The organism is Bacillus sp. 37MA, from assembly GCF_000372765.1.
Classification (GTDB): Bacteria; Bacillota; Bacilli; order Bacillales; family Domibacillaceae; genus Domibacillus; species Domibacillus aminovorans.
On record NZ_KB889752.1, the window covers coordinates 294,662 to 308,655 of the forward strand.

The 13,994-nt window shown below is 38.5% G+C and carries 14 protein-coding genes; 13 read left to right on the plus strand and 1 reads right to left on the minus strand.

The features are described 5' to 3' along the window. The first annotated feature begins 105 nt into the window (after positions 1-105). The 11 genes from A3M5_RS0101640 to A3M5_RS25075 all read left to right on the plus strand — a co-directional run bounded on the left by A3M5_RS0101640 (position 106) and on the right by A3M5_RS25075 (position 9,523). The gene (locus tag A3M5_RS0101640) at positions 106-531 is read left to right on the plus strand and encodes a hypothetical protein (protein ID WP_018392007.1); all 426 of its coding nucleotides are present in this window, start codon (positions 106-108) and stop codon (positions 529-531) included. A 312-nt stretch (positions 532-843) separates the two neighbouring features. Then, on the plus strand, positions 844-1,188 hold the full coding sequence (locus A3M5_RS0101650; protein WP_018392008.1) for a DUF1360 domain-containing protein: 345 nt from the start codon (positions 844-846) through the stop codon (positions 1,186-1,188). 297 nt (positions 1,189-1,485) lie between these two features. Beyond that, the gene (gene cdaS / locus A3M5_RS0101655; protein ID WP_018392009.1) at positions 1,486-2,097 is read left to right on the plus strand and encodes a sporulation-specific diadenylate cyclase CdaS; all 612 of its coding nucleotides are present in this window, start codon (positions 1,486-1,488) and stop codon (positions 2,095-2,097) included. 168 nt (positions 2,098-2,265) lie between these two features. Further along, a complete protein-coding gene (locus tag A3M5_RS0101660) occupies positions 2,266-2,865 on the plus strand; it encodes a nitroreductase family protein (RefSeq protein WP_018392010.1) in 600 nt (199 codons plus the stop codon). A 204-nt stretch (positions 2,866-3,069) separates the two neighbouring features. After that, the gene (locus tag A3M5_RS0101665) at positions 3,070-4,209 is read left to right on the plus strand and encodes a Gfo/Idh/MocA family protein (RefSeq protein WP_018392011.1); all 1,140 of its coding nucleotides are present in this window, start codon (positions 3,070-3,072) and stop codon (positions 4,207-4,209) included. Between the two features lie 464 nt (positions 4,210-4,673). Beyond that, entirely contained in the window at positions 4,674-5,819 is a 1,146-nt protein-coding gene (locus tag A3M5_RS0101670) for a GMC oxidoreductase (protein ID WP_231373257.1), read from the plus strand. A gap of 402 nt (positions 5,820-6,221) precedes the next feature. Further along, positions 6,222-6,890, plus strand: coding sequence for a ribose-5-phosphate isomerase RpiA (gene rpiA / locus A3M5_RS0101675; RefSeq protein ID WP_026221544.1), 669 nt, complete (start codon positions 6,222-6,224; stop codon positions 6,888-6,890). A 61-nt stretch (positions 6,891-6,951) separates the two neighbouring features. After that, positions 6,952-7,929: an aldo/keto reductase gene (locus A3M5_RS0101680; protein WP_018392014.1), complete on the plus strand. Its 978-nt coding sequence runs from the start codon at positions 6,952-6,954 to the stop codon at positions 7,927-7,929. A gap of 448 nt (positions 7,930-8,377) precedes the next feature. Further along, entirely contained in the window at positions 8,378-8,797 is a 420-nt protein-coding gene (locus A3M5_RS0101685) for a GlcG/HbpS family heme-binding protein (protein WP_018392015.1), read from the plus strand. Between the two features lie 140 nt (positions 8,798-8,937). Next, positions 8,938-9,273 carry a hypothetical protein gene (locus tag A3M5_RS22015; protein ID WP_018392016.1) on the plus strand — a complete coding sequence of 112 codons (336 nt, stop codon included), beginning with the start codon at positions 8,938-8,940 and terminating at the stop codon, positions 9,271-9,273. A gap of 112 nt (positions 9,274-9,385) precedes the next feature. Next, complete coding sequence (locus A3M5_RS25075; protein WP_018392017.1) at positions 9,386-9,523, plus strand: hypothetical protein; 138 nt, start codon at positions 9,386-9,388, stop codon at positions 9,521-9,523. Between the two features lie 93 nt (positions 9,524-9,616). Here A3M5_RS25075 and A3M5_RS22020 read toward each other — a convergent pair whose 3' ends face one another. Further along, positions 9,617-10,885, minus strand: coding sequence for an ATP-binding protein (locus A3M5_RS22020; protein WP_018392018.1), 1,269 nt, complete (start codon positions 10,883-10,885; stop codon positions 9,617-9,619). 458 nt (positions 10,886-11,343) lie between these two features. Here A3M5_RS22020 and A3M5_RS0101705 point away from each other — a divergent pair, with 458 nt between their 5' ends. Next, complete coding sequence (locus A3M5_RS0101705) at positions 11,344-11,928, plus strand: NAD(P)H-dependent oxidoreductase (protein WP_018392019.1); 585 nt, start codon at positions 11,344-11,346, stop codon at positions 11,926-11,928. 673 nt (positions 11,929-12,601) lie between these two features. Continuing rightward, complete coding sequence (locus tag A3M5_RS0101710) at positions 12,602-13,984, plus strand: PepSY-associated TM helix domain-containing protein (RefSeq protein WP_018392020.1); 1,383 nt, start codon at positions 12,602-12,604, stop codon at positions 13,982-13,984. Positions 13,985-13,994: the final 10 nt, after the last annotated feature.

A 13,994-nucleotide genomic window follows, 5' to 3' on the forward strand; every position in this document is an offset into this window, starting at 1 on the left:
GAACAATAAGGGATACTCTGTATAATACGGCTTCATACGATGAAACCGTATTATACAGAGTCCATCCTTGCTCTTTTTCACTCAAAAAGAAAGAAGGTATGTGATATGCATGAACAGCCATTTTCTTTACCCGAGGTACAGACCTCAGAGATAAAGAGGGAACAGACCGTATCCAAGAGACCAAAACGGCGTGCTTCAAGCTGCGGATGCAATAAAAGAACCAATTCAGCCCTTTCTTCAAATGGTGTCAATAGACAACAAGTCCATTCTTTTCAAAACAACAAGGCCATCAACCAGCGAAAAAAAACGATCAATCACCATACACCTATCATAAAACAAGATCACTCTACTCCAACAAAATCTGTATCTGAAGAACAATCGATTGTATCTCCAAAGGACACTAATGTGTCTTATACCCCCCAGCAAGAACAGCAAAGCCATGTTGAAGAAAGTAGCTCGTTAAAGAAAGTGTTAAGGTATTGGAAGCAGCTTTCCTTTTTTCAATGGCTCATAAAGCGACATGATCTATAAATGGAACCTATGTCACCTTGGCAGTCAGCAGAAGTGACGAATTCTGCAAATGCGGAAAATGATAAAGAAAAGAGTGTCCCGAAATAATGAAAATTTCGTATATGGGACACTCTTTTTTATGATTCCTGCAATTTGGACAGATCATACCGTTTGACCCGGACCGGCTGCGAATCGATTTTCGAACACTTTTACTAATCTTAGTATGTTTTCTATGGTTTGAAAATTGAATCAAAGGTCCTGAGTTGTTTACCCAATCAAATTGATTTTTTGGGCATTATCTAAAAGTAACTTCAAAATAGGGAGTCAAATCAAATGATGGAAATTTCGTGGATTCACCTTGTTATTTTAACATTGGCTGCGTTTCGTTTTACCCGCTTAATCATGTATGATGAAATTACCTCGTTTATTCGTGCCCCATTTTTAACGATTACTGCTGATTATGATGACAACATGGAAATCACTCACAACATTGAAATTAAAGGTTCAGGGTTACGCTATTGGATTGGAACGTTACTTACGTGTCATTGGTGTGTAGGGATATGGTCTTCTATTATCATTATAGCTCTTTATTACTACCTTCCTTCCTTTTTTCCACTGTTATTAATGTTTGCAATCGCAGGAGCGGCCGCACTGATCGCATCTTATTTAGATAAATAAGAGGAGTTTGTCGATTGACCATCTTCGTAAATTGTCCCAAAATAATTCGTGCCCACTAGCGTTGCACAGAATCCAATATGAACAATATATTGGGTTTTTTTTCATTAGCATTGCATAAACCTTGCGTAATGCCTTTCATTTAGTTTGCAAATCGTAGATAAATACTTACAACAGAAAAGAAGAATAAATCATGCTCATATAGACAAACTGAAAGTAAATGTAGAAGTCATCAACCATGTCACTTATTTGACAGGTTGCACAAATAACTAATCGAAGAAAATAAGGGAGGTGTGCTCCATGAATGATGCAAATTGCGACTTTTCACCAATGAGACAAAGGCTAAAAGAAGATATGCGCCATGTTATCACGACACTACAGGACAATTTAGAAGCAATGGATGACGAAGACTATTGTCTTCTAGGGAATATTGAAAAAGTGAAAGACCGATTTGTACATATTGAAATGAAAGCTGCTACCTTTTATTTAAACTGTTATTTGTCTCCGTTTACAGACAAATACCCGGAACTATCAAGATGTTTACAAAATATGTCCAATTCAAGACATGGCGGTTTAATTGTTATTAAACGGGAAGATTCTCTTGATTCTTTCATTCAACCGGGTATTTCAATAGGAGCAGAATTGACCCATTCTTTATTAGAATCAATTTTTTTCCCGGGAAACCCACTCCATGATGGTGCTGTCATCGTCCGTCTTAATGAGATCGACTCCGCCGCAAATGTTCTCCCGCTTTCGGACAGATATACAGGTGATAAAAAACTGGGTACGAGACATCGCGCTGCTTTAGGATTAAGCGAACGATGTGATGCCCTTGTTCTTGTTGTCTCCGAGGAAACAGGGAGAGTGTCATTTGCCTTAAATGGTGATCTTTATCCTATTACTACACCCTAGTCTCGACGGTTGATCCAGAGGCTCATACACGACGGGAATTAGAGGGTCATCTCTTTTATGAGGATAGATGATTTGACAAACCCTTTTTGTACGTTTAAAATCACTTTGAATATGAGATATTTGTATTCAGATTAATTTAAGGAAAAACACTTAGGAGGAAAGAATGTAATGACAAAAGATTTATATACAGCTATTAAAGAAAGACGTTCTTACTATGGGATCAACAAAGAGGTACAAGTATCGGATGAAAGACTAAAAGAAATTGTTGAATTTGCTGTGAAATATACACCATCAGCTTTCAACTCTCAATCGGCACGTCTTGTTGTATTAACAGGTGAAGCACATGATAAATTATGGGACATTACGACGGAAACGTTAAGACAAGTCGTTGGAGAAGGCGATTTTGAAGGCACTCAACAAAAAATGGATTCGTTTAAATCAGGTTACGGAACTGTATTATTCTTTGAAGATGAATCTGTCGTTAAAGCTCTTCAAGAACAATTTGCTTCATACGCTGACAATTTCCCTATCTGGTCAAACCAAGCATCGGGTATGCATCAATTTGTTGTATGGACAGCTTTGGAAGCAGAAGGATTAGGAGCATCTTTACAGCATTATAATCCGCTGATTGATGATGAAGTGAAAAATGAATGGAACATTCCGAATAACTGGAAACTGATTGCACAAATGCCATTTGGTCATCCAACGGCTTCAGTAGGTGAAAAAGAATTCCAGACGCTTGAAGACCGTGTTAAATTTTACAAATAAAATAAAATGTCTGGTGAGGAATTCTCATCAGACATTTTTTATTTTAAGAGAATTTGAAGGAGAGATAAACGTGAATGAAAATTAGATGGGAAAAATAATGTTGTTTTAATGGAGCGGTGACAAAGGCAATACCTACCGCAATCTAAGAAAGCGTAGCTATACCGCACAACCCATATAAAAATAATAGGAATGAGGTAAACAAAGATGAGTGCTATGAAAGTTGGTGTAATAGGAATAGGAAATATGGGGAGATCACATGCTCTTCAATTGGACAAAGGATTAATTGATGGAGCTACGTTAACGGCTGTTTGCGGTCGGAAAGATCAAATCGAATGGGTGAAAAATAATATGACAGGCGAAGTGCAATGTTTCGAAGACGAAGAAGCCTTTTTTAATGAATCACGTATTGAGGCCGTCATTATTGCGACACCGCATTATAGTCACCCTGAATTGGCCATAAAAGCTTTTGCCAAAGGGATGCATGTTCTTCTTGAAAAGCCAGCCGGTGTTTATACAAAAAATGTGTTGGAAATGAATGAAGCAGCTGCATTGAGCGGCAAAGTATTTGGCATGATGTATAACCAGCGTACAAATCCCCTGTATCAAAAATTACGTGAGCTCATTCAATCAGGTGAACTAGGCGAAATTAAACGGACCAATTGGATTGTTACCGATTGGTACCGTTCACAAAGCTATTACGATTCAAGTAAATGGAGAGCCACATGGAAAGGTGAAGGCGGAGGTGTCTTATTAAACCAAGCACCTCACCAATTAGACTTGTGGCAATGGACGACAGGTCTGATGCCAAAACGTGTTCACGCATTTAGTCGTTATGGAAAATATCACGATATTGAAGTAGAAGACGATGTAACCGCGTATGTCGAATATGAAAATGGGGCGACCGGTGTGTTTATCGCCTCGACAGGTGAAGCGCCAGGGACCAATCGTTTTGAAATCGTTGGCGACCGTGGGAAAATGGTTATTGAAAATGAAGAACTTACTTTTTATCGCTTAACACAATCAGAACGTGAATTTAATGCATCGTATACAGGGGGGTTTGGCGAGCCGGAATGTTGGAAAATAGACATTCCCGTAAAAGGGGAGAACTCTGGTCATAGAGGGATTATTCAAAATTGGACAGATACGATAGTGAAAGGTACGCCGTTACTTGCACCAGGAGAAGAAGGAATAAAGGGGCTAGAAATGGCGAATGCCATTTACTTGTCTTCTTGGTTAAATGAAACGATAGAATGGCCTATTGATGCAGACTTGTATTATGAAAAATTACAAGAAAAAATCAATCAGTCAACAATCGAAAAAAAGAATGGATCGAACATGATATGAAGAAATAAAGATGAAGATGTTAAATAAAGGTGTCAGCCCCGACTATGTTAATTCTTTAGCATAGTCGGGGGTCTGCTCTTTTTATTTGAAACTGGACATAGAGGATAGGCAGTCGTGCATACTTTTAACTGAATATGAGAAGTATGGAAAGGGCGTGCATAACTATGGTAGCTTATCCAGGTAATTGGATTCCGACAAAAACACTGGAACAAATGTCAAAGACACATTATGATGTCCTCATCGTGGGGAGCGGGCCTGGTGGGGGAGCAACCTTACAGAGACTTTGTGAACTTTGGAAGAGTCAAGGTGCTAAAAAGATCGGAATATTAGAAAAGGGAGATAAGTTATTTCATTCTCATTCCCTTAATATTCCCACGCAGAATGTAAATACGGCACGAGACCAACTTCTTCCAGAAAATTCAACTCCTTTAGGCAAGCGTTTACCTCAATTTTCCGGTGCCACAATGGTATATGCTCTTGGGGGAAGATCATTGTTTTGGAATGCGGCGACACCAAGGCCTATTCAATCTGAGCTAAATAAATGGCCGATTCATCCTCGGGAATTAAATGTATATTATGGGATGGCAGAGAAATTATTGCATGTTACAAAGGATTATGCTAAAGGTTCATCGATGCAAAATGTTCTTTTAAAGCGGCTCCATGCAAACGGTATTGTTGAAGCAGATGATATGCCGCTTGCTTTTGATATGACACCTTCCCGACAAGGAGAAGTCCATTCGAATCCTTGGTTTAGCTCGATCAATGCTCTAGCCGCCGCCCTGTTTGATCGGCCATACGATCTCGCTGTAAATGCCTATGTCTCTCGAGTCATTGCAGAGAATGGGAAAGTGGCTGGTGTCGAGGTATTTTCTGCGGACAAGAAAGCTCACACGATTCGGGCGAAAAATGTGGTAGTATCGGCGAGTACTTTAGAGACTCCACGTTTATTGCTTAATTCTGGGATTCAGGGCCCTGCTATTGGGCGTTATTTAACAGGGCATGTGTCTATCATTGCCATTGGCACTATAAGTCGAAGACAATTTTCTGATAGGCTTGGCAACCTGGCTGTTTTGAAATTTGAGACAAACGAGTCTCCGTATCAAATTCAAATTCTTGGGCCTGATCAATACTTTTCATACCAGCAATTCGAAGATAAAGTACTCAAAGACCAGCTTATGGTTGTCTATGCATCCTTTGGAAGGGTGGAGCCTCGAGCTGAGAACAGAGTGTACCTTGATACGTCTGTAAAAGATGAATTCGGTGTACCGTTACAGCAAGTTCAATATTCTTTAAGCAACAAAGACCGTCAAGTAGCCAATCAAGTTGCACAAGGCATTAGAAAATCTGCCGCTGCTATGGGAGTGGCTCTTGATGAGTCTACTTTGACACTTCGACCTCCTGGAGCAGATATGCATGAGGCTTCCACATGCCGAATGGGTGATGATCCAACAACTTCAGCTACAAACCGTCATGGCCAAGTACATGGCGTTCAAGGTCTATTTGTAGCTGACAACAGTGTTCTGCCAACACTAACTGCGGCTGGCCCCGTACTTTCTAACGTTGCTTTAGCCATAAGATTGGCGGATCATATTGCTCGTCAATCAGGATAACGCTTTGAGATAAATGGTCATTATGTAAATGAAAAATGCCTTAATCCACTACGGGACTAAGGCATTTTTTGTTTGTCGATCATCTTGTCTATTTCAGAAATTATTCAATTAAATCTTTTTAAATAAACACCGAAGAAAAAAAGGGTGATAAGTGTGCTAAAAAAGTTGGACAAATGGGAAGCTCTCATTTTCAGCAATAACCAGAATGAAAACAACATGAATGGATAAGGATAGAAAACTAAGTTGCCACTTTTTTCTTATATATCTAAAATTCAAGAATACTAAGTTGAAAATATATGTGATATTAGGATAAAGTAGCTATTACAGGGTGATTGTAGAAAGGAGTTTAATGGTTGCTCTTTTCTAAAAGGAGAATCAAAAGTGGCGAAAGGAGAGATAGATGTGAATGAAAAAAAAGTAGTTGGTGAAAAAGCAGCAGAATTCATTAAAGATGGCATGGTAGTGGGGCTTGGTACAGGATCAACCGTGTATTACACGATCATCAAACTTGGACAACTCGTGAAAGAAGGACTCTCGATTCAAGGAATACCGACATCGGTTCAAACAGAGGAATTAGCCAAAAAAGTAGGGATTCCATTAGGACATTTTAAAGAGATTGGACAGATCGATGTCGCTATTGATGGGGCTGATGAAGTCGATGCTAATTTAGATTTGATTAAAGGTGGGGGTGGAGCTCTTCTAAGAGAGAAAATCATCGCCAAAGCAGCTAAAACATTTATTGTTGTGGCGACACCTTCTAAAATGGTGGAAACATTAGGGGCATTTCGACTTCCGGTAGAAGTTGTTCCATTTGGTGCTGAATTGACAGAGAAACATATTCGTGAACTAGGGTGCGATCCTTATTTGCGTCAATTGGAAGGCACTCCCTATAAGACGGATAATGGCAACTATATTATTGACTGTGTCTTCTCGGAAATATCAGAGGCCAAAAGATTGGAAGAAAAGCTGAATATGCTTCCAGGGGTAGTCGAAAATGGCTTATTTGTTGGAATGTCCGATATTGTCATTTCTTTAGACCAGAACAAGGATGTTATGTTAATTAAGCGATAACAACGTTTTAAATGAAAAGAAAAAGAGGTTATACATATTCTTTGCAGAGGAGCAGATTAGGATGAACTATCGTCGTCTCGGAAAGAGTGGACTTGAAGTATCGGTATTGGGACTAGGAACAAATGCATTTGGAAAACGGGCTGATCAAGATACGTCCATAAAGATCATCCATCAAGCGTTGGACAGCGGCATTAATTTTATCGACACGGCGAACATTTATGCGAATGCCGAATCGGAGAGAATCATTGGAGAGGCTCTCGGCGGAGGAAAGCGCCAGAACGTTGTATTAGCGACAAAAGCTGGTTTAGTGAAAGGAAAAGGGCCTAATGAAAGTGGTTCATCCCGCTATCATTTGCAACAGGAGCTGGAAAACAGTCTTAGACGTTTAAAAACAGATTATATTGATTTGTATCAAATCCATACATTTGATCCGTATACTCCGCTTGACGAAACGTTACGTACGTTAGATGATATGGTTCATTCAGGAAAGGTTCGTTATATTGGGGCATCTAATTATGCAGCGTGGGAGTTAATGAAAGCGCTCGGTGTCAGCGAAAACAAAGGATATAGTCGGTATATTTCAACTCAATCCAGTTATTCTCTCGCAGATCGGACACCTGAAAACGAACTGATTCCGCTATGTGTAGACCAAGGTGTAGGGATCATCCCGTATTTTCCGTTAGCTGGAGGCATCTTAAGTGGAAAATATAGCTTAACGAATAAAACGCCTGTACATTCGAGAGCGGATACGGATCCCAACTTTCGTAAATTTCTTGCGGAAAGAACGATCAATCTAGGAGAAAAGGTAAGTAAACTAGCGGCGGAACACGGTCATACTTCCAGTGCAATGTCGCTTGCCTGGCTCATGGATCGACCTGCTGTCTCGACCGTGATTGTGGGTGCTACGCATACCGATCAGTTAGAAGATAACTTGAAGAGTCTAGGCATTCATCTCGATTCAGAAATAACAAAAAAATTGGATGAAATCAGCAATCCATTTTGTTATGGTGAGCCATTCGCTCTTTATCGTCTTTCCTAAATAACTTCTTCTTAATATATACTTATGTATGACTAGTGAAGCATAGGTGGGACTGTCCCACAAGTCGGTGACAACTGACTTGGGACAGTCCTTTTTTGTATTAAGGAAGCAATGAAAATGAAAACCCAACACCAAACCCGACAAGAATCATATAAAGGGAAAGTGGTAGTCGGGCTGGATGAGGTGTCCCATCGGCACTATTCCGATTGAATACGCGATTATGGAGATCATCATAATGTTTCAATAGGGCATTTTTGTCTGCAATCTTTGTTGCACGACAGGGAAATTATTCTAATGGCAAGTGTGGCACGCATAATACGTTGATATATTTGGTTATTATTTGGGGATATAAAACTTAAACATATTGAAATTGGTTTTTTCGTTTGAACCCTAGGGTATAGACAGCTATGTATGAATATCATGAGTTTGATAAAAGGAGTTGTTTCATTTGAATAAATTAACATTGGAAGTGGCAAAAAAGCTAATTGAAGCTTCTGAGAAAGAAGCGGAAAAACGCAATGTAGCTATGGTGATTACTGTTTTAGATGACGGTGGTAATTTAATAGCGTCTCACCGAATGGATGATGCTTGGCTTGCGAGTATCGATATTTCCCAAAATAAGGCCTGGACATCTGTTGCTTTAAAAACGAAGACAGAAGAATTAGAAGAAGTAACAGTACCTAAAACGGAGCTGTACGGATTAAATACAACAAATGATGGAAGAATTGTTGTATTTGGCGGTGGCTTTCCTTTAACAGTGAATAAAAAGATCATTGGTGCTGTAGGTGTTAGCGGAAGCTCCGTTGACGATGATATGAAAGTCGCGCAAGCTGCTGTCAAAGCATTTGAAGAGATAATAAGCGCGTAGTTTTAGTCTTTTATCAGTTGTTATATTCAATGGAATGAAAAATTACAGGCATGATATAAATGTTTAGCTACTAAATATAGAGGCTATTATAATAAAGAATCTTTTTTGAAAACAAATTTAACAAAAGAGGTGGATGAATCATGGTACAAACAGAAATGTATCATACAAATGACACAGTGAAGGAAACGGGTAAATATATTTGTACGTCAGAAGCAGTGAAAGAACTGCAAAAAGGGGATGCATTCCCACATTGTCCGAAAACAAATGAACTGACAACGTGGCGGCATGTAGACCATGAACAAAAAACAAGAGAATCAGACCCCTATATCGATGAAAATGATATAGAGGCGGATTTGAAAAGCGGACTCACATTCCCAACCCCTAACAAATCTGTCGATGACCTTGGTGACGAGGTGAACGTCGAGAGCGGACTCAGATTCCCAACTCCTCAGAAATCAGGCAAGTCCATAGACTGAAAAAGGAGGGATCAGGAAGAACACAAAAGACATGAGGCGTCATTCGTTTTCAAGAACGGAATATGATTCTTCTAAGAAAAGATCACTTCTTCGGAGGTGATCTTTCTCTATTTTGAATGAAGTTTCACTTTATTGCGCCGCTCCGATATATGCAGCACGGCATGATATAATTAAGAAAAAATACGACAGGCTTCTCTTGAACGAACTGGACAAGCCTGTTGAAGAAGAAGAGGGAGGTGTAGAAAAATGAGCAGACAAGTTAAATTTGGCGAACAAGAACTCAGGTTAAACCTTACCGGTGCTACTACTTTTTTCGCTTTAAAACAAAGCGTTCACATAAAAGTTAATGTTCCATTACTGGAAAAAGAAGAGAGAAGCGGGTACCCTTGCCTACTTCGCTTTCTACTTTAATTTCACCTTGCATGGCTTTCATACTGCTATACATCACCATCGTTCCAAGACCTGTTCCTTTTACTTTTGTCGTATAATACGGTGTTCCTAACCGTTCCATTTGTTCATTAGTCATTCCAATGCCTGTATCTGTTACGGTTATGACCGCTTTCTCATTGATCTTCTGCAAATGAATGTGCAGCTTTCCGCCGTCAGGCATCGATTCTATTCCATTTTTAATGAGGTTAATGAGACACTGATGAAGTTGTTGCTTTTCCCCGGAAACATAAATGTCCATACCATTTTGACATTCAATCATGACATTGTTTATCTCAGCAAAAGGATTGACGATATTGGCGATATAATCTAATTCCTTCTTTAAGTCTAATCGTTCTACATGATCTAATGATGGTTTAGCAAAGGCGAGGTAATCTGTAATCGTTGCCTCCGCTTTATTTAATGCTTCCATAGAGAAATTAATATACAATTTCTTTTCTCCCTCTGTCAGATCGGGATCCCGCAATAGTTGAATAAATCCTTTTGTCACCGTAAGGGGGTTCCTTACTTCGTGAGAAATACTTGCCGCAAGTTCACTAACGGTTTTTAGCTTTTCAAACTTCCTTATTTCTTTAGATAGAATGGCATTCCTTCTTGAATTTTCGTTAAAAACGACAAAAAATAGGATTCCAATCGGTTGAATGATAAGAGAAGTAATATAAATGATAAAATAATCCATGCTGATGTTTTCTGGCATCAATAAAACGAACCTTGTTATCCTAGAAAACAATCCAAAGAAAGAAGCTAATAGGGCTAGATATACTTTCTTTCTCATCGTAACGGTCTTATTAAACGTAGGAATGATCCACCATAATGAAATAAGTAACAGACAATAGATGATTAAGGTCGTATCCGTATCAGGAGTATTTAAAAAAAGTCGATAGGTCACTAGAATAAAAGTTAAAAAAACAGTTACCCTACGCCCACCATAAAGTGCCCCGATAATAAAAGGAATTTGCAGGAAATCCAGGCTATAACCAGTAGGGAGGGTAATGGGAAAGATCATACATAGAACGATGGAAATCCCTGAGACAAGCGCAATGATCAGTTCATTCGTTAATGTATTCGCTTTTCTTTCAATGAATTTAAAATAAATAGAGAAACAAAAATAAACCAAAAAAATATTTAACAAAAAGGTTTGTAGGTTATCAAATGCAGTAGACATATACGATTACTCCTATCCTTTCGCAAACGTGGCATGGAAACGGAATTAATTCACTGGCTAATAAAGAGATACATAGTGAATCAAATAGTATGCTAGGCAATTTTCCTTATTATCCTATAAAGAACAGTGGAAACCTATCCTTTTTCTTCGTCAAATTATGACAAAAGCAGACTGCCATAATGTTGCACTTCCCATTCTAGTAAAAGCATCGTGGAAAATTAAATCCCCACTAGACATTATGTAGTAAACTATTTTGTTGCTTTTTTTGTTGTAACCAACGACAATAGTCAAAAAGAAAAAGAATGTAAAATACATGATCAACGGGTACGTTTCTACGATAAAGTAGGAACGCTTTTTTATTAAAAGACAGATTAGTTGAAGAAAGACAAGTTAATCCAATCAAATAATTTTTGGTAACATGATGTAAGATGCAAGTAAAATAAACGGAGGTTTTTGACATGAATCATCTCATTGTTTATGCACATCCATACGCTGACAGTTTTAATCACGCCATCTTAGAAACGACCGTTCAGGCATTAAAGAAAAACAGTCACGAAGTAGTGGTGCGTGATTTGTATGCACTGGATTTTTATCCTGTCTTGAAACCAGAAGATACGGCTGCGATGAAAGCAGGGAAAACACCGAAAGATATTAAAACGGAACAAGAGTTTATTACGCAAGCCGATGTCATTACCTTTATTTATCCGATTTGGTGGACAGGCCTTCCGGCCATTTTAAAAGGGTACGTAGATCGCGTGTTTGCCTACGATTTTGCTTATTCTGCTGATGAAAAAGGGAACGTCCAGTTATTGACGGGTAAGAAAGGCTTTATTATCAATACGCATGATTATTCCAATGAAGTATACGATGAAATGGGGATGACGGCAGGATTAAAAGTCACGTCTGATATGGGGATCTTTGACTTCTGTGGAATTGAACCTGTCGAACATTTATTTTTTGGAAGTGTCGGTCAAGTAGATGATGAAGCCTATAAAGGAATGTTAAAGAAAGTGGAAGATACCGTTCAATCTATTTTTCCGTAAATGTGTAGACCGTACTTTCAAGACGAAAGAAGGTTTAGATGTTTTCATATTTGGGCATCCTCTACATTAGGTGCATATTTCGACTGCGGTACTTAACCAAGCTTGACAGACCTCATCGCACCTGTGAGGTCTTTCTTTATGAATTTTAGACGAAAAAAACAACTTGATCAAACGACAGGTGTCCCTCTGCAGGGATGCCTGTTTTTCTTTATCTGTAGGCTCTCTTCATGAATAATGTTGAAGTGCTCCTTCAGCTAAATGGCCGGAATAGCTGAAAAAAGAAATGGGGAATGAAAACAAGATAAATAAACGAACTCAATCGCCGTACCGTTCTATTTGTGTTAAAAAATGTTATGAAAAGACATTTAGAACCGTTTTTTACAATCCCACAAGATCCGTTCAAATTATAATCATGATACAACAAAAGCAGTAGCATAATAGCTAAAAGACAGGTACAACAACGAGATTATGGAAATATGAGTATATTTTAAAAAGAGGAATGTAAGCGTTATAAGAAAAGAATGGAGGAGTTACATTATGAAGATTGAACAATTGAAACATTTTTTAACATAACTAGCACATGAGATTTGGCGCTAGTATCTACAATTTTGAAAAGCAATTAAAATAATAAAACCATGTTTCTAATCTAAAGAATAAAAAAGGAGCAAATTAAATGGAAGCGATAAAAATAGAAAATTCAACTGAAAATCGGGAGGAATCAACTAAAAAACGGACGAAAGCCTCTCTTTATCAAACGGTATGGAGGTGGCACTTTTATGCGGGTCTTATTTTTTCTCCATTTCTTATCATTCTAGCTTTTAGTGGAGCTGTCTATTTATTTAAACCACAAATTGAATCTGTACTTTATAAAGATTTGTATTATGTTCAAGAAGAAAGTGCATCTACTGTAGCACCTTCTGCACAAATAGAAAAAATAAAGGAAAGCTACCCTGAGGCTACTATTTCCTCATTTAAAACGTACGATGATCCTTCTCGAACAAATGAAATTAGCATAATGGAGAACGAACAAGCATTGTCTGTTTTTATCAATCCTTATAACGGAGAAATAACGGGTTCATTAAACAATGACGAAAAGTTAACGACGATATTTAAAAAGCTGCATAGTGAATTAATTGTGGGTGGCACATTTGCCAATCGGTTGGTAGAGCTTGCGGCATGCTGGGCTGTTATTTTACTTATCACTGGATTATATATATGGTGGCCAAGAAATAAAGCATCCATATGGGGGACCATCTTGCCGAGGTTTACAAAAAACCGTAGAATCTTTTGGCGGGATATGCATGCCGTGCCAGCATTCTGGTTATCTGCAGGTATTTTGATTTTAATTGCAACTGGACTTCCATGGTCAGGCGTGATGGGAGAACAAATTGGAAAATTGGCGGTAGCACCCCAATTTGCCTATAGTTGGGGAGAAAAACCAGAATCCATTACGTATACGAAAGATGTCGCAGAAGATGTTCCATGGGCAAATGAGAAATTACCCGTTCCTTCTTCATCAGCGGGTGAATATGTTCCTTTAACGCTGGAAGAAGTGACTAGCATAGCAAGTAATGAAAACATTAAAAAGCCGTATACAATATCGTTTCCAGAAGGTGAAAAAGGAGTCTACACGATTTCAACTTCGGAAACGCCTAAAAACTCAGCAACTGTCCATGCTGACCAATACAGTGGGGCTATTTTGAGCGATGTTCGCTTTCAAGAATTTGGATTTGGCGCAAAAATGGTTTCACTTGGAATCGCTCTTCATGAGGGCCGGTTGTTCGGTTTAGCCAATCAACTTATCGGTCTTATCGTTTGTTTAGGTCTCATTGGTGTCGTGATTAGTTCGTTCATGATGTGGCGTAAACGAAAACCTGAAGGGAAGTTAGGGTCACCTATCAAATCAAAAGATAAGAAGATTACGAGAACAGTATTCTTTATTATGTTAGTGATGGGCATCATTATGCCATTAGTAGGGATTTCTATTATCATTATCTTTTTATTAGATCGTTTCGTCCTACCAAAAATAAAACCATTAAAAGCATGGATAGGTTAAGATAGCGAGG

What these genes read in the sequence shown, in the direction of transcription:
- A3M5_RS0101640 (WP_018392007.1), top strand. Translation starts at nt 106, where the DNA reads ATGCATGAACAGCCATTTTCTTTACCCGAGGTACAGACCTCAGAGATA.
- A3M5_RS0101650 (WP_018392008.1), top strand. Translation starts at nt 844, where the DNA reads ATGATGGAAATTTCGTGGATTCACCTTGTTATTTTAACATTGGCTGCG.
- cdaS (WP_018392009.1), top strand. Translation starts at nt 1,486, where the DNA reads ATGAATGATGCAAATTGCGACTTTTCACCAATGAGACAAAGGCTAAAA.
- A3M5_RS0101660 (WP_018392010.1), top strand. Translation starts at nt 2,266, where the DNA reads ATGACAAAAGATTTATATACAGCTATTAAAGAAAGACGTTCTTACTAT.
- A3M5_RS0101665 (WP_018392011.1), top strand. Translation starts at nt 3,070, where the DNA reads ATGAGTGCTATGAAAGTTGGTGTAATAGGAATAGGAAATATGGGGAGA.
- A3M5_RS0101670 (WP_231373257.1), top strand. Translation starts at nt 4,674, where the DNA reads ATGGTATATGCTCTTGGGGGAAGATCATTGTTTTGGAATGCGGCGACA.
- A3M5_RS0101680 (WP_018392014.1), top strand. Translation starts at nt 6,952, where the DNA reads ATGAACTATCGTCGTCTCGGAAAGAGTGGACTTGAAGTATCGGTATTG.
- A3M5_RS22015 (WP_018392016.1), top strand. Translation starts at nt 8,938, where the DNA reads ATGGTACAAACAGAAATGTATCATACAAATGACACAGTGAAGGAAACG.
- A3M5_RS22020 (WP_018392018.1), bottom strand. Translation starts at nt 10,885, where the DNA reads ATGTCTACTGCATTTGATAACCTACAAACCTTTTTGTTAAATATTTTT.
- A3M5_RS0101705 (WP_018392019.1), top strand. Translation starts at nt 11,344, where the DNA reads ATGAATCATCTCATTGTTTATGCACATCCATACGCTGACAGTTTTAAT.
- A3M5_RS0101710 (WP_018392020.1), top strand. Translation starts at nt 12,602, where the DNA reads ATGGAAGCGATAAAAATAGAAAATTCAACTGAAAATCGGGAGGAATCA.